This window comes from Streptomyces colwelliae (assembly GCF_048158785.1).
GTDB lineage: Bacteria > Actinomycetota > Actinomycetes > Streptomycetales > Streptomycetaceae > Streptomyces.
This window is the reverse complement of the sequence record NZ_JBLTJC010000045.1, coordinates 15,020-35,534: the sequence shown is the minus strand read 5'-3', so window position 1 is coordinate 35,534 and position 20,515 is coordinate 15,020. Positions and strand designations below refer to the sequence as shown.

General features: G+C 71.4%; 16 protein-coding genes. All 16 read left to right on the top strand.

The window, feature by feature from the left end:
- Positions 1–2 precede the first annotated feature (2 nt).
- The 16 genes from asnB to ACNFOC_RS12410 are packed head-to-tail and all read left to right on the top strand — an operon-like array spanning position 3 to position 20,512.
- Positions 3–1,937: an asparagine synthase (glutamine-hydrolyzing) gene (asnB, locus tag ACNFOC_RS12485; RefSeq protein WP_416959179.1), complete on the top strand. Its 1,935-nt coding sequence runs from the start codon at positions 3–5 to the stop codon at positions 1,935–1,937.
- A gap of 15 nt (positions 1,938–1,952) precedes the next feature.
- Positions 1,953–4,142 (top strand): bi-domain-containing oxidoreductase, encoded by a 2,190-nt coding sequence (locus tag ACNFOC_RS12480; RefSeq protein WP_416959178.1) that lies wholly within the window; start codon positions 1,953–1,955, stop codon positions 4,140–4,142.
- Positions 4,139–6,097 carry a heparinase II/III family protein gene (locus ACNFOC_RS12475; RefSeq protein ID WP_416959177.1) on the top strand — a complete coding sequence of 653 codons (1,959 nt, stop codon included), beginning with the start codon at positions 4,139–4,141 and terminating at the stop codon, positions 6,095–6,097. Before ACNFOC_RS12480 ends, ACNFOC_RS12475 begins: the two co-directional genes overlap by 4 nt.
- The gene (locus tag ACNFOC_RS12470) at positions 6,094–7,638 is read left to right on the top strand and encodes a right-handed parallel beta-helix repeat-containing protein (protein ID WP_416959176.1); all 1,545 of its coding nucleotides are present in this window, start codon (positions 6,094–6,096) and stop codon (positions 7,636–7,638) included. Before ACNFOC_RS12475 ends, ACNFOC_RS12470 begins: the two co-directional genes overlap by 4 nt.
- A 1-nt stretch (position 7,639) precedes the next feature.
- On the top strand, positions 7,640–8,929 hold the full coding sequence (locus ACNFOC_RS12465; protein WP_416959187.1) for an O-antigen ligase domain-containing protein: 1,290 nt from the start codon (positions 7,640–7,642) through the stop codon (positions 8,927–8,929).
- Between the two features lie 2 nt (positions 8,930–8,931).
- Positions 8,932–10,173: a glycosyltransferase family 4 protein gene (locus ACNFOC_RS12460; RefSeq protein WP_416959175.1), complete on the top strand. Its 1,242-nt coding sequence runs from the start codon at positions 8,932–8,934 to the stop codon at positions 10,171–10,173.
- Entirely contained in the window at positions 10,170–11,420 is a 1,251-nt protein-coding gene (locus tag ACNFOC_RS12455; protein WP_416959174.1) for a methyltransferase domain-containing protein, read from the top strand. The genes ACNFOC_RS12460 and ACNFOC_RS12455 overlap by 4 nt, the downstream gene beginning before the upstream one ends.
- Positions 11,417–12,211 (top strand): glycosyltransferase family protein, encoded by a 795-nt coding sequence (locus ACNFOC_RS12450; RefSeq protein WP_416959173.1) that lies wholly within the window; start codon positions 11,417–11,419, stop codon positions 12,209–12,211. The genes ACNFOC_RS12455 and ACNFOC_RS12450 overlap by 4 nt, the downstream gene beginning before the upstream one ends.
- Positions 12,208–12,855 carry a PIG-L deacetylase family protein gene (locus tag ACNFOC_RS12445; RefSeq protein ID WP_416959172.1) on the top strand — a complete coding sequence of 216 codons (648 nt, stop codon included), beginning with the start codon at positions 12,208–12,210 and terminating at the stop codon, positions 12,853–12,855. Before ACNFOC_RS12450 ends, ACNFOC_RS12445 begins: the two co-directional genes overlap by 4 nt.
- A 5-nt stretch (positions 12,856–12,860) precedes the next feature.
- Positions 12,861–13,886 carry an NAD-dependent epimerase/dehydratase family protein gene (locus ACNFOC_RS12440; RefSeq protein ID WP_416959186.1) on the top strand — a complete coding sequence of 342 codons (1,026 nt, stop codon included), beginning with the start codon at positions 12,861–12,863 and terminating at the stop codon, positions 13,884–13,886.
- Positions 13,883–15,157: a DUF4910 domain-containing protein gene (locus tag ACNFOC_RS12435; protein WP_416959171.1), complete on the top strand. Its 1,275-nt coding sequence runs from the start codon at positions 13,883–13,885 to the stop codon at positions 15,155–15,157. The genes ACNFOC_RS12440 and ACNFOC_RS12435 overlap by 4 nt, the downstream gene beginning before the upstream one ends.
- Complete coding sequence (locus ACNFOC_RS12430) at positions 15,154–16,452, top strand: MATE family efflux transporter (protein ID WP_416959170.1); 1,299 nt, start codon at positions 15,154–15,156, stop codon at positions 16,450–16,452. Before ACNFOC_RS12435 ends, ACNFOC_RS12430 begins: the two co-directional genes overlap by 4 nt.
- A complete protein-coding gene (locus ACNFOC_RS12425) occupies positions 16,449–17,396 on the top strand; it encodes a glycosyltransferase family 2 protein (RefSeq protein ID WP_416959169.1) in 948 nt (315 codons plus the stop codon). The genes ACNFOC_RS12430 and ACNFOC_RS12425 overlap by 4 nt, the downstream gene beginning before the upstream one ends.
- Entirely contained in the window at positions 17,393–18,631 is a 1,239-nt protein-coding gene (locus ACNFOC_RS12420) for a polysaccharide pyruvyl transferase family protein (protein WP_416959168.1), read from the top strand. Before ACNFOC_RS12425 ends, ACNFOC_RS12420 begins: the two co-directional genes overlap by 4 nt.
- Positions 18,628–19,179 carry a dTDP-4-dehydrorhamnose 3,5-epimerase gene (gene rfbC / locus ACNFOC_RS12415; RefSeq protein WP_416959167.1) on the top strand — a complete coding sequence of 184 codons (552 nt, stop codon included), beginning with the start codon at positions 18,628–18,630 and terminating at the stop codon, positions 19,177–19,179. Before ACNFOC_RS12420 ends, rfbC begins: the two co-directional genes overlap by 4 nt.
- A 7-nt stretch (positions 19,180–19,186) precedes the next feature.
- On the top strand, positions 19,187–20,512 hold the full coding sequence (locus ACNFOC_RS12410) for a glutamate-1-semialdehyde 2,1-aminomutase (RefSeq protein ID WP_416959166.1): 1,326 nt from the start codon (positions 19,187–19,189) through the stop codon (positions 20,510–20,512).
- The last annotated feature ends 3 nt before the right edge of the window (positions 20,513–20,515 follow it).

Here is a 20,515-nt window from a genome sequence, read left to right as displayed (position 1 = left end):
ACGTGTGTGGCATCGCGGGCACGTACCGATGGCCGGACGGAAAGGCCGTGACCGACCGGCTCACCGACACCCTCGCCCACCGGGGCCCGGACGGCGCGGGCCGCTACGGGCACCCCCTGGGTGACGGCGAAGTGCAGCTCGGGCACCGCCGGTTGTCCATCATCGACCTGTCCGAGACCGGCGCCCAGCCGATGGTCTCGGACGGCCTCGCCCTGACGTACAACGGCGAGCTGTACAACGCGCCCGAGCTGCGCGCCGAGTTGGAGGCGACCGGGGTGCGCTTCCGCGGTACCTCCGACACCGAGGTGGTCCTGGAGGCCTGGCGGCGCTGGGGCACGGACTGCCTGCCCCGGCTGCGCGGCATGTTCGCGTTCGGCGTCTTCGACGAGCGGACCGGTGAACTGGTGCTGGCCCGCGACCAGTTGGGCATCAAGCCGCTGTTCCTGCTCCGGCGCGGCGAGGGCCTGATGTTCGCCTCCGAGCTCAAGGCGCTCGCCGCCGCGACCGGCAAGTCGCTGGAGGTGGACCACGCGGCGCTGGTGGCCTCCCTGCTCTACTACTGGGTGCCGGACTCCCGCTGCGCGTTCCGCGAGGCGGAGAAGCTGCCGCCGGGGAGCTGGCTGCGCTGCCGGCCCGACGGCCGGGTGGAGCGCGGCCGGTTCTGGAACCTGAAGGACGTCGCCGCCGAGGGCCGGGACCGGGCCCTGGCCGGTGAACAACCCGACCTCGCCGCCGTCGTCGAGGAGTCGACCCGGCGCCACCTGCTCTCCGACGTACCCGTGGCGACCTTCCTCTCCGGCGGCCTCGACTCCAGCTATCTGACCGCGCTGGCGGCCCGCCACCAGCCCGGGATCTCCGCCTACACCATCGGATTCCGCGCCGAGGACGCCAAGTTCGAGGCGATGCCGGACGACCTGCGCTACGCCCGGCAGGTGGCCGAGCAGTTCGGCGTCGACCTGCACGAGATCGAGATCGCCCCGAACGTCCTCGACCTGCTGCCGCAGATGACGTACAGCCTGGACGAGCCGATCGGCGACCCCGCCGCGATCAACACGTACCTGATCTGCATGGCCGCCCGGGAGGCCGGGGTCAAGGTGATGCTCTCCGGGATGGGCGCGGACGAGCTGTTCGCGGGGTACCGCAAGCACTTCGCGAACCTGCTCGCGCTGCGCTACCAGCGCGTCCCCCGACCGTTGCGGCGCGGGGTGTCCGGGGTCGTGGACCGGCTGCCGGTCGCCTCGGCCACCCGGGGCTACCGGTCGGTGCGTTTCGCGAAGCGGTTCCTCTCCTTCGCCGATCTGCCCGAGGAGACCGCGTTCCGGCGCAGCTACACCATGTACGACCAGGACGAGCTGCTCGCCCTGCTCAACCCGGACCTGGCCGGGACGGTCGACGACGTGATCACCGAGCACACGGACGTCTACCAGGACAACGACCTCGACGACTTCGTCAACCGCATGTGCCTGACCGACTCCCGCATGTTCCTGCCGGGCCTGAACCTCGCCTACACGGACCGGTCGAGCATGGCCGCGTCGACCGAGGTCCGGACGCCGTACGTCGACATCGAGGTCGTCAAGGCGGCGTTCGCCATACCCGGCAGTCGCAAGATCGTCGGCCGGCAGGGCAAGGCCGCCCTCAAGGAAGCGGCCACCTCGGTACTGCCCAAGGAGATCGTGTACCGGCCCAAGGGCTTGTTCAGCGCCCCGCTGCGCGCCTGGATGAGCCGCGACCTGGCACCGCTGGTGCGCGAGGTGGTCAACGACGGCGTGCTCGTCAACTCCGGGCTCCTGCGCCGCGACGCGCTGGCACGCATGGTCGCAGAGGACGCCGCCGGACAGGCGGACTACTCCAAACACCTCTGGCACGTACTGACCCTCGAGTACTGGTATCGCGACGCGACCTCTGGCTCCGCCCAGAGCGCTCGGACGACGGCTTAGAAAACAGGAGTTCTGGTGAAGCAGGTTGTACAGAACTACAAGAGCGGCGAGCTGGCGGTGCTCGACGTTCCGGTACCGGGGTGCAAGCCGGGCGGTGTGCTGGTCCGCAGCGCCTACTCGCTGATATCCACCGGCACCGAGCTCATGAAGGTCTCCGAGGCCGGCATGTCGATGCTGGGCAAGGCCCGCTCCCGGCCGGACCAGGTGGCCAAGGTCATGCAGAGCGTGGCCACCAACGGGGTGCCCGCCACCTACCGCAAGGTGATGGGCAAGCTGGACTCCTACACGCCGCTGGGCTACTCGCTGTGCGGGGTGGTCGAGCAGGTCGGCTCCGGGATCGACGACGTGAAGGTCGGCGACCTCGTGGCCTGCGCCGGCAACGAGCACGCGCTGCACGCCGAGTTGAACTGGGTGCCGAAGAACCTCTACGCCCCGGTCCCCGACGGACTCGCGCCGCGGCACGCGGCCTTCGGCACCGTCGGCTCGATCGCGATGCAGGGCGTACGCCAGGGCGAGCCGCAGCTCGGCGAGGTGGCGCTGGTCATCGGCCTCGGACTGATCGGGCAGCTGGTGGTCCAGCTCCTCACCGCAGCCGGAGTCCGCGTGGTCGGAGCCGACCCGGACCCGACGCGCTGCGAACTCGCCGAGCGCCTGGGCGCCGCGGCCTGCGGCGACCCCGCGTCCCCGGCCGTGGAGGCCGCCGTCGCCGAACTCACCGACGGACACGGCGTGGACCAGGTGTTCCTCGCCGCAGGCGGCGGCAGCAACCAGCCCGTCGAGCTGGCCGCCCGGCTCGCGCGGGACCGCGGCCGGGTCGTCGACATCGGCAAGTGCCGCCTCGACCTGCCGTGGAACGCGTACTACGAGAAGGAACTCGACGTCCGCTTCTCGCGCTCCTACGGCCCCGGGCGCTACGACCCGTCGTACGAGCTGGAGGGCCGCGACTACCCGATCGGCTACGTGCGCTGGACCGAGCGCCGCAACCTGGCGTGCTTCCTCGATCTCCTCGCCCGCGGCAGGGTCGACGTGGAGCCGCTGGTCTCCCACATCGCCGACTTCGACGACGCCGTGGAGACCTACCAGAGCCTGAAGGACGGCGAACTCAAGGCCGTGGCCGTGCTGTTCCGCTACCCCGAACAGGCGGAGGAACAAGGGGAGTCGGCGGCCCCGGAGGTGTCCGTGCCCGAGGTGCGGCGCACCGGCGCAACCGTCGCCCCGGCCCGGTCCGCCAAGACGCCGGTGCGGCTCGCTTTCGTAGGTGCGGGCAACTACGCGACGTCGATGCTGCTGCCGCACCTCGCCCAGCGCGAGGGCGTCGAGCTGTCGACCGTCGTCACCACGACGGCGCTGTCCGCGGCCAACGCGCAGCGGAAGTTCGGCTTCGCCGAGGCGACCACCGACCTCGATGCCGTGCTCGGCGACAAGTCCATCGACGCGGTGTTCGTGGTCACCCGGCACAGCTCGCACGCCGAACTGACCCGGCAGGCGCTGCTGGCCGGCAAGACGGTGTTCGTGGAGAAGCCCCTGGCCCTCACCGAGGATGAACTGGCCGGCGTCCTCGCGGCGGTGGAGGAGTCCGGCAACGACCGGCTCCAGGTGGGCTTCAACCGCCGGTTCGCGCCGCTGCTCCAGGAGGCCAGGGAGCGGTTCGGCACCCGGACCGGTCCGGCGAGCCTGCGCTACCTCGTCAACGCGGGCAAGCTCCAGCACGGCAGCTGGTACCTCCAACAGGGCGCCGAGGGCTCGCGGTTCGCCGGCGAGGGCGGACACTTCATCGACACGGCGAGCTGGCTGCTCGACGCCGACCCGGTCTCCGTGTACGCGACGGCCGCGCCCGGCAACGAGGACCTCCAGGTCGTCCTGCGCTACCCGGACGGCTCCACCGCCACCATCAGCTACGTCACCACCGGCGCCCCCGGTTTCCCCAAGGAGACCCTGGACCTGGTCGCGGACGGCAAGGTGCTGCGGCTCGACGACTTCGTCAAGGCCTCGGTGTACGGCCGTAAGAAGTGGGTCAGTTCGCGGCTGCCCAAGGCCCGGGACAAGGGCCAGAACGCCGAACTGGCCGCGTTCATCAAGGCGGTTCGGACCGGCGGACCGATGCCGGTGCCGCTGGAGTCGCTGGTCGCCACCACGGCGGCCACCCTCGCCGTGCAGGCCGGCCTGGGCGGCGGCGCGCCGGTGACGCTGGCGAGGACGCCATGACCATGAGTGCGGGCTGGTACCTGCGGCGGCTGTCCCGGATGGGGCCGCGAGAGGTCGCGGGCCGGGCGGGCGACGCCGTGCGCAGGCGGCGTTGGCGGTCGGCGCCGCCCGCCTGTCCGGCCGTCACCGGCGCCCGGTTCACCGCCGTCCTGCCCGCGGGCACGGTCGCCGAGGTGCCGCCGGACGCCGTGAAACGGCTCGTCGCCGAGGCGGACCAACTGATGGCCGGGCACGCTGAGTTCTTCGGGGTGGTCCGCGACGACCTCATCGACCCGGACTGGTCCTACGACCCGAAGACCGGGTGCCGGGCCCCGTCGGGCTACGCCTTCGACGTGCCGTACCGCGACGAGGACGTGGCCGGGGACATCAAGCAGATCTGGGAGCCGTCCCGGCACCAGCACCTCACCGTGCTCGCCGCCGCCTACGCGGTCACCGGCGACGAGCGGTACGCCGAGCGCGTCGCCGCCCATCTGCGGTCGTGGTGGGCGGCCAACCCGCCGCTGCAAGGCGTGCATTGGATCAGCGGCATCGAGCTGGGCATCCGGCTGCTGTCCTGGGTGTGGGTCCGTCGGCTGCTCGACGGCTGGCCGGGCGCGGCCGATCTGTTCGAGGACAACCCGGTCGCGCTGAACCAGATCTGGCACCACCAGCGCTGGCTGGCCGCCTTCCCCAGCCGGGGCTCCTCGGCGAACAACCACGTCATCGCGGAGACCGCCGGGCAGTTCGCCGCGGCCTGCGTGTTCAACTGGTTCCCCTCGTCGGCGCGTTGGCGGTCGGACGCGCTGCGCTCGCTGGAGCGGGAGCTGCGTGCCAACACCTTCGACTCCGGCCTCAACCGCGAGCTGGCCACCGAATATCACGGACTCGTGCTGGAACTCGGCCTGGCCGCGGTGGCCGAGGCCGATGCCGCCGATGTGCCGGTGCCCGAGTCGCTCCGGCTGGTGCTGCTGCGGATGACCGACGCCCTGGCGGCCGTAGTGGACAACCGGCTGCGACCGCCCCGCCAGGGGGACGCGGACGACGGATACGGCCTGATCCTGGACGGTGAGAGCACCGACCGCTGGGGCTCGCTCCTGGCAACGGGCGACGCCGTGTTCGGCCGCCTCGACTGGTGGCCGGCGGTCACCGGCACCGACGTCCGCACCCCGCTGCTGGCCGCGCTCGTCCGGCCGTACGCGAAGGACGGAACCGCCCGCCCGGCGATCAGGCCCGACCGCTTCGCCGACGCGGGGCTCACCGTCCTGCGCGGTCCTGAGGAGATCTGGTGCCGCTGCGACGGCGGTCCGCACGGCTTCCTGTCCATCGCCGCGCATGCCCACGCCGACGCGCTGTCCGTGGAGGTCCGGCACGACGGGGTGGACGTGCTCGCCGACCCGGGGACGTACTGCTACCACGGGCAGCCCGCGTGGCGGCAGTACTTCCGCTCGACCCTCGGCCACAACACCCTGCAAGTGGACGGCGGTGACCAGTCCGTCTCCGGCGGCCCGTTCCTGTGGACCCGGCACGCCGGCACCCGCGTCCTGGACGTGGACAACTCCGGTGTGGGGGTGGCCCGTTGGGCCGCCGAGCACGACGGCTACCAGGGTTCCGTGCACCGCCGCGAGGTCGAACTGACCGACGTGAGCCGGGAGTTGCGGATTGTCGACGAGGTCCGCGGCCCACGGCGGGCCGTGCGCCTGGCATTTCACCTCGGCCCGACGATCGCCGCGGACCTCGCGGGACACCGGGCCGTGCTCACCTGGACCTGCGACGGCGAGGACCGCTCCGCCGTACTCGACCTGCCGGAGCAGCTGTCCTGGCAGGCGCATCGCGGCGAGACGGACCCGCCGCTGGGCTGGTACTCCGCCGGATTCGGGCGCAAGGAACCCACCACCACGCTGGTCGGCACCGGTTTCGCCGACGGCGTGGCCGGGTTCACCACCGTGCTCGGGTTCCGCGGCCAGGGGGGCGCGTGAGGATCAACCGGCGGCACTGGGCGTTGGCGGCGGCACCGCTGGCGCTGGCCCTGCTGACGGCGACCGGCTGCGAGAGCACGTCGAGCGCCCCGGCCACGACGAAGCCGACCGCCGCGCCGTCCACGTCCACGTCCGCCGCCCGGTCCGTGGCCCGGGTGTGCGCCAACCCCGCGGCCGGGCCGGCGAAGGCACCGGCGGGCGCGGTGACCGTCGACCCCGCGGTGGTCGGTGACCTGGCGGCGAAGACCAAGAGCAGCCCTCCGAACACCACGTTCTGGCTCCGGCCCGGCAAGCACAGGCTCGACCCGGACCGCTACGCCCAGGTCATCCCCAAGAAGGGGGACCACTACCTCGGTGCGCCGGGCGCGGTGCTCGACGGCCGGAAGAAGAACCAGTACGCGTTCACCGGTACCGCCCCCGATGTCACCATCCGCTACCTGACCGTGCAGGGTTTCGTCGCGCCGCAGGACGAGGGCGTGGTCAACCACGACTCGGCCGACGGATGGGTGATCGAGAACTCCTCGATCCAGAACAACTCCGGCGCCGGTCTGATGGCCGGTGCCCGCCAGCAGGTCCGCGCCAACTGCCTGCGGGACAACGGCCAGTACGGCATGAACGCGTACAAGGGCAGCGGCCGTATCACCGGCCTGGTGGTCGAGGGCAACGAGATCACGGGCAACAACACCGGTGACTGGGAGCGGAAGCGGGAGGGTTGCGGCTGCACCGGAGGCATCAAGTTCTGGGAGGTCAACGGCGCCGAGATCAGCGGCAATTGGGTGCACGACAACCGCGGCACCGGGTTGTGGGCGGACACCAACAACAACGACTTCCGCATCGAGAACAACGTGATCGAGGCCAACGACGGTGCCGCACTGATCTACGAGACCAGCTACAACGCGGTCATCCGGGACAACACGATCCGGCGGAACAACTGGGTCGAGGGCCGTAAGGCGGCCGACAGCGGCGACAACTTCCCATACGCGACCGTCTACCTGTCCGAGTCCGGCGGCGAACCACGGATCAAGGCCCGCACCGACAAGATCGAGATCTACCGGAACGTGCTGGAGAACAACTGGTCCGGGATCACCCTCTGGGAGAACGCCGACCGGTTCTGCAACAGCCCGGCCAACACCTCGTCCGGTGACTGCACGCTGCTGGTGAAGAAGACCGCCAGCTGCGCGAAGCCGGCCATCGCCAAGGCACCCCTCTACTCCGACTGCCGGTGGAAGACCCAGCGGGTGGACATCCATGGCAACCGTTTCGTGCTCGACGAGTCCGTCGTCAAGTGCACGGAGATGTGCGACCGCATGGCGGTGCTGTCCAACTACGGCACCTATCCGGACTGGTCGCCGTACAAGGGCGAGCAGGTGGCCGACGCCATCACCGAGAAGCAGCACAACCGCTGGCACGACAACGCCTACGTCGGGCCGTGGAAGTTCGTCGCCCAGGACCAGAGCCGGGTGCTCGACTTCGGGCAGTGGCAGGCGGCGCCGTATCTACAGGACAAGGGCAGCACCCTCGACCTTCAGGCCGGTGGTTGAGATGGGGGAGAACCTGACGCGCGGACCGGACACGGCGGGGACGCTGCCCGGCGCCGCACCGCGCCCGGCCGGCACACCGAAGACCGTCGGCATCGTGTGGGGGCTGCTGATCCTCAACACGCTCGGCTCCGCCGGGGCGAAGACCATCGTCCCGCTGCCCCGCTCCCTCATCCAGATGGTCACGATGGGCTCGCTGGTCGCCGCGTTCGCGCTGGCACTCGTGGTCAACCAACGGCTGCGCGTCCGGCCCAGCGCCTACGTGCTCCTGCTCACCCTGCTGCTGGTGTCGAGCGTGATCGCCAGCGCGAGCCTGGAGTCCGGGCTCGGCGCGCTGTTCCGGTGCGGCCGGCTGGCCCTCTTCATCGGCACCCTGTGGCTGCTCACCCGCTGGTGGGACGGCGGCCTGACGTTCGTCCGCTACCACATCCGGATGTACTTCGCGGTACTCGGATCGGTGGCCGCAGGCCTGGTCGTCTCCCCGGGCGCGGCCCTGCCCGGCCTCTACGGCGGACGCCTCGTCGGCGCCCTGTGGCCGCTCACCCCGCCGCAGATCGGGCAGTACGCGGCGGTGATCATCGGGCTCACCGTGCTGCTCGTCGTGGGCCGCCGGGTCGACAGGACCAGCGCCGTGCTGGTCATCGTGCCGTCCTTCGTGCTGCTCGCGCTGACCCACACCCGGACGGCCACGCTCGGCCTGTTCATCGGACTGGCGTTGGCGATCTGTTCGCTCATCCTGACCAGCGCTGCGGCCCGCCGGTTCTTCACCTGGGCGGTGCTGTGCGCCGTGGTGGCCGCGGTGGGGTTCGCCTCCGCGTTGCAGTCGTGGTTCCTGCGCGGACAGAGCCAGGAGAACTTCTCCAGTCTCACCGGCCGGGCCAAGGTCTGGAACGCCCTGCTGGCCGCGCCCCGGTCGACCGCGGAGCAGGTGTTCGGCGTGGGCCTGGGCGACAAGTCGTTCGGCGGGCTGCCGATCGACAACAGCTGGCTGGCCGTCTACAACGAGCAGGGTCTGATCGGCGTCACCCTCGTCGCGGCGGTCGTCGTCGTACTGGGCGGCGTCGCCCTGCTCCGGCCACCGTCGCTGGAGAGGGCCTGCGCGATCTTCCTGATCAGCTACTGCGCGATCGCCTCGTACACCGAGGCCGGTCTCGGCGACGCCTCGCCGTATCTGCTCCATCTGGCCCTGGCCGCCTCGCTGTTGGCGGCCCCCGCCCAGGCCGCTCCGCTCGCGCTGCCCGAAGTCTCTCGACGGCACGTCCCGCGCTGGGCCCGTAGAGCGGAGGTGAACTGAGCATGCACGTTCTCGTGGTGCACAACCGCTACAACTCGGCGCAGCCGAGCGGGGAGAACAAGGTCGTCGACCAGGAGGTGGAGCTGCTGCGCGCGGCCGGCCACCGGGTCGAGGTGTTCGAGCGGCGCAGCGACGACATCGGCGCCCGCTCCCTCCTCGGCAAGGTCGCGGTGCCGCTCCTCGTGCCGTGGAACCCGGCGGTGCGTACGGAACTCGCCGCCCGGCTGCGCGCGGAGCGGCCGGACGTGGTGCACGTCCACAACGTCTTCCCGCTCCTGTCGCCCGCCGTGCTCGCCGCCTGCGCCGACGCCGACGTGCCCGCCGTCGCCACGCTGCACAACTACACCCAGGTCTGCCCGCCCGGCACGCTCCAGCGGGACGGCCGGCCGTGCACCGAGTGCGTCGGATCGACGCCGCTGCCCGCCGTCCGGCACGGCTGCTACCGCAACTCCCGCCTGGCGACGGTGCCGCTCGCGGTCAGCCTGTCGGTCAACCGGCGGCGGTGGTGGTCCGGCGTGGAGCGGTTCCTCTGCATCTCCGCGGCGCAGCGTGACGTCCTGGTGCGCTCCGGCATGCCGGCCGAGCGGCTGGCGGTGAAGCACAACTTCGTGCCGGAGCCGGGCAGTTGCCGAACGGGTGACGGCGAGCACGTGCTGTATCTCGGCCGGCTCGCGGAGGCCAAGGGCGTGCGGCTGCTCATGACCGCGTGGGACGAGATCGCGGCGAGCGGCGGTGTCGGCGTACCGCTCGTGATCGCCGGCACCGGGCCGCTGGAGCCGGAGGTGACCGCCTGGGCCGCGGGCCGGGACGACGTGCGCTACGTCGGCCTGCTGGACGGGGCGGAGTGCCGGAAGGCCATCGCGCGGTCGGTCGCCGTGGTGGCTCCCTCGACGTGGCTGGAGGCGTTCGGCCTGGTGGTCGTGGAGGCGATGGCGGCCGGGGTCCCGACCGTCGCCGCGGGCCACGGCGCCTTCGTCGAACTCGTCGAGGACGGCGTCACCGGGCTGCTGCACCGGCCGGGCGAGCCCGCCTCGCTCGCGTCCTGCATACGCCGGATCGCGTCCGAGCCGGACCGCAACCGGGAGATGGGGCAGGCGGCCCGGCGCCGCTACGAGCAGGGATTCAGCCCGGCCGTCGGCCTGGAGCGTCTGCTGGAGGAGTACCGCACCGCGATCGCGGGTCGGTCAGCACTGGCTCGCGGTGGGGACACCCGCGCGAGCAGGGGGGATGGGGACAGCGGATGACACGATGCCGACTCTGCGGCTCGGAGGCGATGACGAGCGTCGTCGATCTCGGGGCGACACCACCATGTGAGAGCTTTCTCGCCGCGGACCAACTGGACCGGCCGGAGCAGACGTACCCGCTGAACCTGCGGGTCTGCACCGACTGCTGGCTCGCGCAGATCCCGCCGCTGATCACGCCGGAGGAGACGTTCAAGGAGTACGCCTACTTCTCGTCGTACTCGACCTCCTGGGTGGAGCACGCGCGCACGTTCGTCGCGGATGCCGTGCGGCGGGTGGATCTCGGGCCCGACGCCTTCGTGGTCGAGGTCGCGAGCAACGACGGGTACCTGCTGCGGCACGTGGTGGACCGGGGGATCCGCTGCCTGGGCGTCGAGCCGTCGGTGAACGTCGGTGCCGCGGCGCGGGAGGCGGGGGTGCCCACGCTCACGGAGTTCCTGAGCCCCGACACCGGCTCGGCCGTCCGCGCCGAGCACGGCCCGGCGGACCTGGTCGTGGCCAACAACGTGTACGCGCACATCCCCGACGTGGTCGGCTTCACCCAGGGGCTGCGCGCGCTGGTCGCCGACGACGGCTGGGTCTCCATCGAGGTGCAGCACCTGCTGACCCTGATCGAGGAGAACCAGTACGACACGATCTACCACGAGCACTTCCAGTACTACACGGTCGCCTCCGCGATCCGGGCCCTCGCGAGTGGCGGACTCGCCCTCGTGGACGTCGAGTTGCTGCCCACGCACGGCGGCTCCATCCGGCTGTGGGCGCGACCGGCCGAGGTGGCGGGGGAGCCGTCGCAGCGGGTGGCCGACGTGCTGGCCCGGGAGAAGGCCGCCGGGCTCCAGGAGCTGTCCGGGTACAGCGAGTTCTCCGCCCGGGTGGCCAAGGTGCGCCGGGACCTGCTGCGGTTCCTCATCGAGGCGGCCGAGCGCGGCGAGACGGTCGTCGGCTACGGCGCCCCGGGCAAGGGCAACACCCTGCTCAACCACTGCGGCATCCGGCCCGACCTGCTCGCGTACACGGTCGACCGCAATCCGTACAAGCACGGCAGGTTCACCCCGGGCACCCGCATCCCGATCCTGCCGCCCGAGCAGATAGCCGCCGACAAGCCGGACTACGTCCTCGTCCTTCCGTGGAACCTGCGGGCCGAGCTGGTCGAGCAGCTGTCGTTCGTGCACGAGTGGGGCGGCCGGCTGGTCTTTCCGATCCCCGAACTGAGCATTGTCGAGGGCGTCTTGAAGGAGGTCACGGCATGAAGGTCGTCCTGTTCTGCGGCGGTTACGGGATGCGCATGCGCAACGGAACCTCCGACGACGTGCCCAAGCCGATGGCGATGGTCGGGCCGCGCCCGCTGATCTGGCACGTCATGCGCTACTACGCGCACTTCGGGCACACGGAGTTCATCCTCTGCCTCGGCTACGGGGCCCACCACATCAAGGACTTCTTCCTCAACTACGAGGAGACGGCGTCCAACGACTTCGTACTGCGGGGCGGGCGGACCGAGTTGCTGTCCACCGACATCGCCGACTGGACGATCACGTTCGCGCAGACCGGCATCGAGTCGCCGATCGGGGAGCGGCTGCGCAGAGTGCGGCACCACCTGGACGGCGACGAGATGTTCCTCGCCAACTACGCCGACGTGCTCACCGACGCCCCGCTGCCCGAGATGATCGACCGGTTCGCCCTGCGTGACGCCGGTGCGTCGATGATGGTGGTGCCGCCGCAATCCTCGTTCCACTGCGTGGAGTTGGGCGAGGACGGCCTCGTAGGGGGCATCACCGCGGTGAGCGACATGCCGCTGTGGGAGAACGGCGGCTACTTCGTGCTCCGCCAGGAGGTCTTCGACCACATACCGGAGAACGGGGACCTGGTCGCCGACGGATGTGCCCAACTGGCCAAGCGCGGACGGCTGGTGGCGCATCAGCACCGTGGCTTCTGGAAGCCGACCGACACCGTGAAGGAGCGGGCCGCGCTCGACGACGCCTACACCCGGGGCGACCGCCCGTGGGCCGTGTGGGAGCGGGACGGCGCGGGGGTGCGTGCGTGATCAGGCTCGGAGCCGGCCGGCTCGACCGGATCGTCGTCGTGGGCGCCCACTGCGACGACATCGCCATCGGCGCCGGTGGCACCCTGCTGACGCTGTGCCACGCACGGCCGGGCATCCGCGTCGACGCACTGGTGCTCTCCGGCGGCGGCAGCGAGCGGGAGCAGGAGGAGCAGGCCGCGCTCACCGCCTTCTGCCCGGGCGCCGACCTGCGGCTGACCGTGCACAAGCTGCCGGACGGCCGGCTGCCCACGCACTGGGACGAGGCCAAGGCCGCGGTCGAGGAACTGCGCGGACAGACCGACCCGGATCTGGTCCTGGCCCCGCGTACCGATGACGCGCACCAGGACCACCGCGGCCTGGCGCGGCTGATACCCACCGCGTTCCGCGACCACCTCGTGCTCGGCTACGAGATCGTCAAGTGGGACGGCGATCTCGGCCGTATGGCGGCGTACCAGCCGCTGTCGCCGGAGACCGCCGAACAGAAGGTGCGGCTGCTTCAGGAGCACTACCCCTCGCAGCGGCACCGGCCCTGGTACGACCGGGAGGCCTTCCTCGGCCTCGCCCGGATCCGCGGCATCGAATGCCACGAGCGATACGCCGAGGCGTTCGCCGTCACCAAACTCACGCTCAACCTGGGGGGTTGAACACCTTGCGCGTACTACTGACCGGACACCAGGGCTATCTGGGCACCGTGATGGCACCCGTCCTCACCGCCGCCGGACACGAGGTCGTCGGCCTCGACTCCGGCCTGTTCGCCGACTCGGTCCTCGGCCCGCAGCCCGCCGACCCGCCCGGCGTACGGGTGGACCTGCGCGACATCACCGCCGAGCACGTGGCCGGGTTCGACGCGGTGATCCACCTGGCCGCGCTGTCGAACGACCCGCTCGGTTCGCTGGCGCCGGAACTCACCTACGACATCAACCACCACGCGTCCGTACGACTGGCAAAACTGGCCCGCGACGCGGGAGTTGGGCGCTTCCTGTACGCGTCGACCTGCTCCGTCTACGGCGCCTCCGGCGGCGACGACCTGGTGACCGAGGACGCCCCGCTGCGCCCGGTGACGCCGTACGCGGAGTCGAAGGTGCGGGTCGAGGACGACGTGCACGCGCTGGCCGACGGCGACTTCACGCCGGTGTTCATGCGCAACGCCACCGCCTTCGGCTACTCGCCCCGGCTGCGCGCCGACATCGTGCTGAACAACCTGGTCGGCCACGCGCTGCTCTCCGGCGAGGTGCTGGTGCTCTCCGACGGCACCCCCTGGCGCCCGCTGGTGCACGCCGCCGACATCGCCCGCGCCTTCACGGCCGCCCTGACCGCGCCGCGCGAAGCGGTGCACGACCGGGCGTTCAACATCGGCAGCGAGATCAACAACGTCACGGTCGCCGAGATCGCCGACCAGGTCGCCGAGGCGGTGGCCGGCGCGAAGGTGGTGATCACCGGCGAGAACGGCGCCGACCCGCGCTCGTACCGGGTGGACTTCTCGCGCTTCCGCACCGCGATCCCCGGCTTCGACTGCGAGTGGACGGTGAAGCAGGGCGCGCTCGAACTCGCCGACGCCTACCGGAAGTTCGACCTGACCCGGGAGGCCTTCGAGCAGCGCTTCACCCGCCTCGCCGTGCTGCGCGCGGCGACCGACGCCGGCACCGTCGACGACACCCTGCGGTGGCGCCGATGACCGACACGGGCGAGGAAATGTACGGCCTGGTGGAGCGGCTGTATCCGCTCTGCCGGAGCATCACCGGCGACGGTGTGCGCGCCACCCTGGACATCGTCGGCGAGTACCTCCCGCTCCAGGTGCACGAGGTGCCGACCGGGACGCAGGTCCTCGACTGGACCGTGCCGCAGGAGTGGAACATCCGGGACGCGTACATCGCCGACGCCGCCGGCAACCGTGTCGTCGACTTCGCCGCGTCCAGCCTGCACGTGCTCGGCTACAGCGTGCCGGTGGCGAGGACCATGCCCCTGTCCGAGCTGCGCGCGCACCTGCACACCTTGCCGGACCACCCGAACTGGGTTCCGTACCGCACCAGTTACTACAAGCCGGAGTGGGGCTTCTGCCTGGCCCAGGAGACCCTGGACGCGCTGCCGGACGGCGACTATGAGGTACGGATCGACTCCACAATCGCCGACGGCCACCTCACCTACGCCGAGCACGTGGTCCCCGGACAGGTCGCCGACGAGGTGATCGTCTCCTGCCACACCTGCCACCCGTCGCTGGCCAACGACAACCTCGCCGGCATCGCGGTGGCCACGTTCCTCGCCCGGGAGCTGGCGCGGCAGACGCCGTACTACACCTACCGGTTCATCTACGCGCCCGGCACCATCGGGGCGATCACCTGGCTGGCCCGCAACGCGGAACGGGTGGACCGGGTCAAGCACGGGCTGGTGCTGGCCTGCGCAGGCGACTCGGGTCAACTGACGTACAAACAAAGCCGACGCGGTGACGCGGAGATCGACCGCGTCCTGCGGCACGTGCTGGCCGCGTCCGAACGCCCGCACCGCGTCAACGAGTTCACCCCGTACGGCTACGACGAGCGGCAGTACTGCTCGCCCGGCTTCAACCTGGGCGTGGGCTCGCTGACCCGGACCCCGTACGCGGGCTATCCCGAGTACCACACCTCGGCGGACAACCTGGACTACGTCTCCCCGATGGCGATGGCGGACACCCTCGCCGTCTGCCGCGAGGCGTTCGCCGTCCTCGACCGCAACCGGCGGTACCTCAACCTCAGCCCCTACGGCGAACCCCAGCTGGGCCGCCGCGGGTTGTACGACGCGCTCGGTGGCCGCAGCGACACCAAGCAGGCCCAGATGGCCATGCTCTGGGTGCTCAACCTGTCCGACGGCGAGCACAGTCTGCTGGACGTCGCCGAGCGGTCCGGGCTGCCGTTCGACACCGTCGCCGGCGCGGCCGGCGCTCTGCACGAGGCCGGGCTGATCAAGACATGACGCCGATGACCACCGACGGGGAGAAGGCGCCGACGCGGGCCCGGTCAGCCAAGCGGGCCCTCGTCGGCCGGCTGTCCTGGGGGCTGGCCGACCAGGCGGCCTCCAGCATCAGCAACTTCGCGGTGGGCATCTACGTGGCCCGCTCGCTGGGGGTGACCGCGTTCGGCGTGTTCAGCCTTGCCTGGGTCACCTACGGCGTGGTGCTCAACGTCTCCCGCGGCCTGGCCACCGACCCGCTCGTGGTGCGCTTCAGCGGGGTGCCGGAGATGTCCTGGCGCGGGGCGGTGGCCCGCTCGACGGGTACCGCGCTCTGCGTCGGCACGGCCCTCGGAGCGGTGTGTCTGGTGGCCGGGCTCGGCCTCGGCGGCCGGGTGGGGCCCGCCTTCGCCGCCCTCGGCCTCATGATGCCGGGGCTGCTGCTCCAGGACGCCTGGCGGTTCTCGTTCTTCGCCGCCGGCGACGGGCGCAAGGCGTTCGTCAACGACGTCGTGTGGGGCATCGCGCTCGTCCCGGCCATGGTGGTGGCGGCCCATGTCGGCACCGTGGCCGCCTTCGTGCTCGCCTGGGGCGCGTCCGCCACCGTGGCCGCGGGGTACGGCTGCGTCCAGTCCGGCATCCGGCCCCGGACGGCACAGGCTCGCGCCTGGCTGCGCGAACAGCGCGATCTCGGCTACCGGTACCTGGTCGAGAACGTCAGCCTCAGCGGCGCGAGCCAGCTCCGGGCGTACGGCCTCGGCGCGATCGTGGGAGTGAGCGCGGTCGGCGCGGTGCGCGGCGCCGAACTCCTCCTCGGCCCCTTCCTCGCCGTACTGATGGGGCTCTCGCTGGTCACCGTCCCCGAGGCGGCACGCGTCCTGCGGGAGGCCCCGCAACGGCTGGGCAGGTTCTGCCTCCTGCTCGGCGGGGGACAGGCCGCCGGGGCGCTGCTCTGGGGCTCGGCGCTGCTGCTGATGCCGGGCAGGCTGGGCGAGTTGGCGCTCGGCGACGTCTGGCACTCCTCCTCGCATCTCATCGTGCAGATCACCCTCAGCGTCGCGGGAGCGGGCCTCGGCACCGGCGCGGCGGCCGGGCTGCGCGCGCTCGGCGCGGCCCGACGCAGCCTGAAGTGCCAGCTGTTCGCCTCCGCCTGCTACGTCGGCGGCGGACTCGGCGGCGCGGCCCTCGGCGGCACGTCCGGCTCGGCCTGGGGCGTCGCCGCCGCGACCATCAGCGGCTCGGCCGTGTGGTGGCTGCAACTGCGCTCCGCCCTGCGCGAGCGCCATCGCGATCCCATTCCCGAAGTGAGGACCTCATGACCGACCGACCGAGGCTGAGCATCGGCCTGCCCGTGTACAACGGCGAGGAGTACCTGGCCGAGTCGTTCGACGCCCTGCTCGGCCAGACCTACGAGGACTTCGAACTGGTCGTCTCCGACAACGCCTCGACCGACGGTACCGAGACCATCTGCCGCAAGTACGCCGCGCAGGACTCCCGCATCCGCTACCTCCGGCTGCCCCGGAACATCGGCGCCACCCCGAACCACAACCACGTGTTCGCCGAGTCCCGCGGCGAGTTGTTCAAGTGGGCCTCGCACGACGACCTCTACGGCCGCGACCTGCTGACGCGCTGCATAGAAGCACTGGACGAGCGGCCGGACGTGATCCTCGCCCACACCGACCAGGCGGTCATCGACGGCGACGGCCAGGTGACGGTGCCCTACGAGTACACGCTCGCCACCGACTCCCCGCACGCACCGGAGCGCTTCCGCAGTCTGCTGTTCGAGCCGGGCGGCGACGACTTCTACGGCGTGATCCGCGCCGACGTGCTGCGCCGGGTGAAACCGATGGACAGCTACCACCACGCGGACCGCACGTTCGTCGCCGAGATCACCCTGCACGGGCCCTTCCACCAGGTGCCGGAGGTGCTGTACTTCCGCCGCGACCACCCCACCCGCGCCGAGCGGGCGAACCCCTCCAAGCGCGCCCGGTGCGTCAACCTGGACCCGCGCCGGGCAGGCGCGCTGCACCCGACGCCCCGGCTGCTCGCCGAGTACGTCTGGGGCTTCGCCTCGGCGATCCGACGGGCACCGCTCTCCCCGGCCGACCGGCGCGCCTGCTACCGCCACCTGGCTTCCTGGATGACCAGCCGGGTCCGGCCCGGCGCCGGCGAGCGGGTCGAGGACCGCGCCCCGGTCGACCCGGCCCAGCTCACGGTCTCTGTCGACGCCCTCGTCGCCGGCCGCGAGGGGAGGCACGCATGACGTCCGCGGCCGAACGGCCGGTGCGCGTCGGAGTGTTCGGCCTGCTCGGCTCCGGCAACCTCGGCAACGACGGGTCGCTCCAGGCCGTCCTCGGATACCTCCGCGCCGACCACCCGGGCGCGGTCGTGGACGCGCTGTGCGGCGGACCCGAGGCCGTGACGGCCCGGTTCGGGATTCCTGCCACACGGATGCACTGGAACCGCGCCGAGTACCGGACCGCGTCCCGCTTGGGCTCGATCGCGTCGAAGGGCCTGGGCAAGTTCGTCGACATCTTCCGCACCGCCGCCTGGGTACGCCGGCACGACGTGGTGATCGTGCCGGGGATGGGCGTCCTGGAAGCCACGCTGCCGCTACGGCCGTGGGGCTTCCCGTACTCGCTGTTCCTGCTCTGCGCGAGCGGCCGGCTGCTGCGCACCCGGGTCGCGCTGGTCAGCGTCGGCGCCGCCGAGATCGGCAACCGGCCCACCCGGGCCCTGGTGCGCTGGTCGGGGCGGCTGGCCGCCTACCGGTCGTACCGGGACGCCCAGTCCCGTGACGCGATGCGGGCGATGGGCGTGGACACCACGCGCGACGAGGTCTACCCGGACCTCGCGTTCTCCCTGCCGGCGCCGCCGTCGCGCGCTCCCTCGGACACGCCGGGCCCGGTCTGCGTCGGCGTCATGGACTTCCACGGCGGCAACGACGACCGCGCCCGGGCCGACGAGATCTACCGGCGCTACCTCGACGGGACGATCCGGTTCGTCCGCACGCTGGTCGAGGAAGGCAGGCCGGTCCGGCTGCTCACCGGCGACACGTGCGACGCGACCGTGGTCGCCGCGATCCTCGACGCGGTGAACTCGCCCCTGGTCACCGCCGCCGAACCGGCTTCCCTGGCCGACCTGATGAACGAGATGGCGGCCGCCGACACCGTGGTCGCGGTCCGCTACCACAACCTGATCTGCGCGCTGAAGACCGGCACACCGGTGCTCGCCCTCAGCTATGCGGCGAAGAGCGACGCGCTCATGGACCGGATGGGCCTGGGCGAGTACTGCCACCCCGCGCGCGAGGTCGACGCAGACCGGCTGCTCGAACAGTTCCGGGCGCTGGAGAAGCGATCGGCCGAACTGCGGCAGACCCTCGCCGAGCGGAACCTGGCCGCGGCCCGGCAACTGCGGGACCAGTTCAGCTCGTTGACCGCAGCCGTGTTCCCCGCGACCGACCACAGCCATGCTCACGCCCGCCAGGAGTCTCCATGAAAGCGACCGAAGTCCCGGAGATCGCCGGTGCGTTCCTCTTCGAGCCGACGCCGTACGCCGACGAACGCGGCTTCTTCTGCCGCACCTTCGACGCCGACGTGGTCCGCTCGGTGGGCCTCGACCCGGACGCCTTCGTCCAGGACAGCCTGTCCCGCTCGGCCAAGGGCGTGCTGCGCGGCCTGCACCTGCGCTCCGGCGCGGGCGAGGCCAAGCTCGTGCGGTGCTCGTACGGGAAGGTCTTCGACGTCGTCGTGGACCTGCGGCCGGACTCGCCGACGTACCGCAACCGGGCCTTCTTCGAACTGTCCGGTGAGACGCAGAGAACCCTTTACATCCCGGCGGGGTGCGCGCACGGCTTCCAGGCGCTGACCGACACCGCCGACACCTCGTACCGGATCGACCGCCCGCACGATCCGACCGAAGACGTGACGATCGCCTTCGACGACCCGGAGCTCGCCATTCCCTGGCCGCTGCCGGCCGCACTGATGTCCCAACGGGACCGAGAGGCGCCGAGCCTCGCCGAGGTCCTGAAGCACAGAGAAAGCTGAGGTCCTCGTGGACACCCAAGTGCTTGACCTGCCCCTCTCGCGGACAGCCAACGAGCGGCTGCACGCCATGATCCCCGGGGGCGCTCACACCTACGCCAAGGGCGACGACCAGTACCCCGAGAACCTGGCCCCGGTCATCAGCCACGGCAGCGGTGCCCACGTGTGGGACGTCGACGGCAACCGCTACATCGAGTACGGCTCCGGCCTGCGGTCGGTCAGCCTCGGCCACGCCCACCCACGCGTGCTCGAGGCGGTGCGGCGGCAACTCGACCGCGGCAGCAACTTCGTCCGGCCGTCCATCGTGGAGGTCGAGGCCGCGGAACGCTTCCTGGCCACGGTGCCGACCGCCGAGATGGTGAAGTTCGCGAAGAACGGCTCCGACGCCACCACCGCCGCGGTACGCCTCGCCCGCGCCGCCACCGGCCGCTCGCGGGTGGCCCTCTGCTCCGACCACCCGTTCTTCTCCGTCGACGACTGGTTCATCGGCACCACGCCGATGTCCGCCGGAATTCCGGCGGCGACCAACGAACTCACCGTGGCGTTCCCCTACGGCGACCTGGCCGCCACGGAGCAGCTGCTCAACCGGTACCCGGACGACGTCGCCTGCCTGATCCTCGAACCCGCCACCCACACCGAACCACCGCCCGGGTACCTCGCCGGCCTCCGCGACCTGGCCGACCGGTACGGCTGCGTACTGATCTTCGACGAGATGATCACCGGCTTCCGCTGGTCCGAGGCGGGCGCCCAGGGCCTGTACGGCGTCGTCCCCGACCTCTCCACGTTCGGCAAGGCGCTGGGCAACGGATTCGCCGTCTCCGCGCTGGCCGGGCGCCGCGATCTGATGGAGCGGGGCGGACTGCGTCACCCCGGCGAGCGGGTGTTCCTGCTGTCCACCACCCATGGTGCGGAAACGCACTCCCTGGCGGCGGCGATGGCCGTGCAGACCACCTACGTCGAGGAGGGCATCACCGCGCGGCTGCACGCCCTCGGCGAGCGGCTGGCCGCCGGTGTCCGCGAGGTCGCGGCCGGCATGGGCGTCGGCGACCACGTCGTCGTCCACGGCCGGGCCAGCAACCTGGTCTTCGCCACCCTCGACGAGAACCGGCGGCCGTCGCAGCAGTACCGCACCCTGTTCCTGCGCCGGCTCCTCGCGGGCGGAGTGCTGGCCCCCTCCTTCGTGGTGAGCAGCGCACTCGAGGACGCGGACATCGACCGTACCGTCGACGTGGTGGCCGAGGCGTGTGGGGTGTACCGGAAGGCGCTGGACGCCGCCGACCCCACCCCCTGGCTGGCCGGGCGACCCGTGAAGCCCGTGTTCCGTCGCTCGGCGTGATGT

Coding starts and splice junctions, on each gene's coding strand:
- ACNFOC_RS12420 (WP_416959168.1), top strand. CDS start 17,393: ATGACGTCCGCGGCCGAACGGCCGGTGCGCGTCGGAGTGTTCGGCCTG.
- ACNFOC_RS12450 (WP_416959173.1), top strand. CDS start 11,417: ATGAAGGTCGTCCTGTTCTGCGGCGGTTACGGGATGCGCATGCGCAAC.
- rfbC (WP_416959167.1), top strand. CDS start 18,628: ATGAAAGCGACCGAAGTCCCGGAGATCGCCGGTGCGTTCCTCTTCGAG.
- ACNFOC_RS12475 (WP_416959177.1), top strand. CDS start 4,139: ATGACCATGAGTGCGGGCTGGTACCTGCGGCGGCTGTCCCGGATGGGG.
- ACNFOC_RS12465 (WP_416959187.1), top strand. CDS start 7,640: ATGGGGGAGAACCTGACGCGCGGACCGGACACGGCGGGGACGCTGCCC.
- ACNFOC_RS12460 (WP_416959175.1), top strand. CDS start 8,932: ATGCACGTTCTCGTGGTGCACAACCGCTACAACTCGGCGCAGCCGAGC.
- ACNFOC_RS12430 (WP_416959170.1), top strand. CDS start 15,154: ATGACGCCGATGACCACCGACGGGGAGAAGGCGCCGACGCGGGCCCGG.
- ACNFOC_RS12455 (WP_416959174.1), top strand. CDS start 10,170: ATGACACGATGCCGACTCTGCGGCTCGGAGGCGATGACGAGCGTCGTC.
- ACNFOC_RS12425 (WP_416959169.1), top strand. CDS start 16,449: ATGACCGACCGACCGAGGCTGAGCATCGGCCTGCCCGTGTACAACGGC.
- ACNFOC_RS12435 (WP_416959171.1), top strand. CDS start 13,883: ATGACCGACACGGGCGAGGAAATGTACGGCCTGGTGGAGCGGCTGTAT.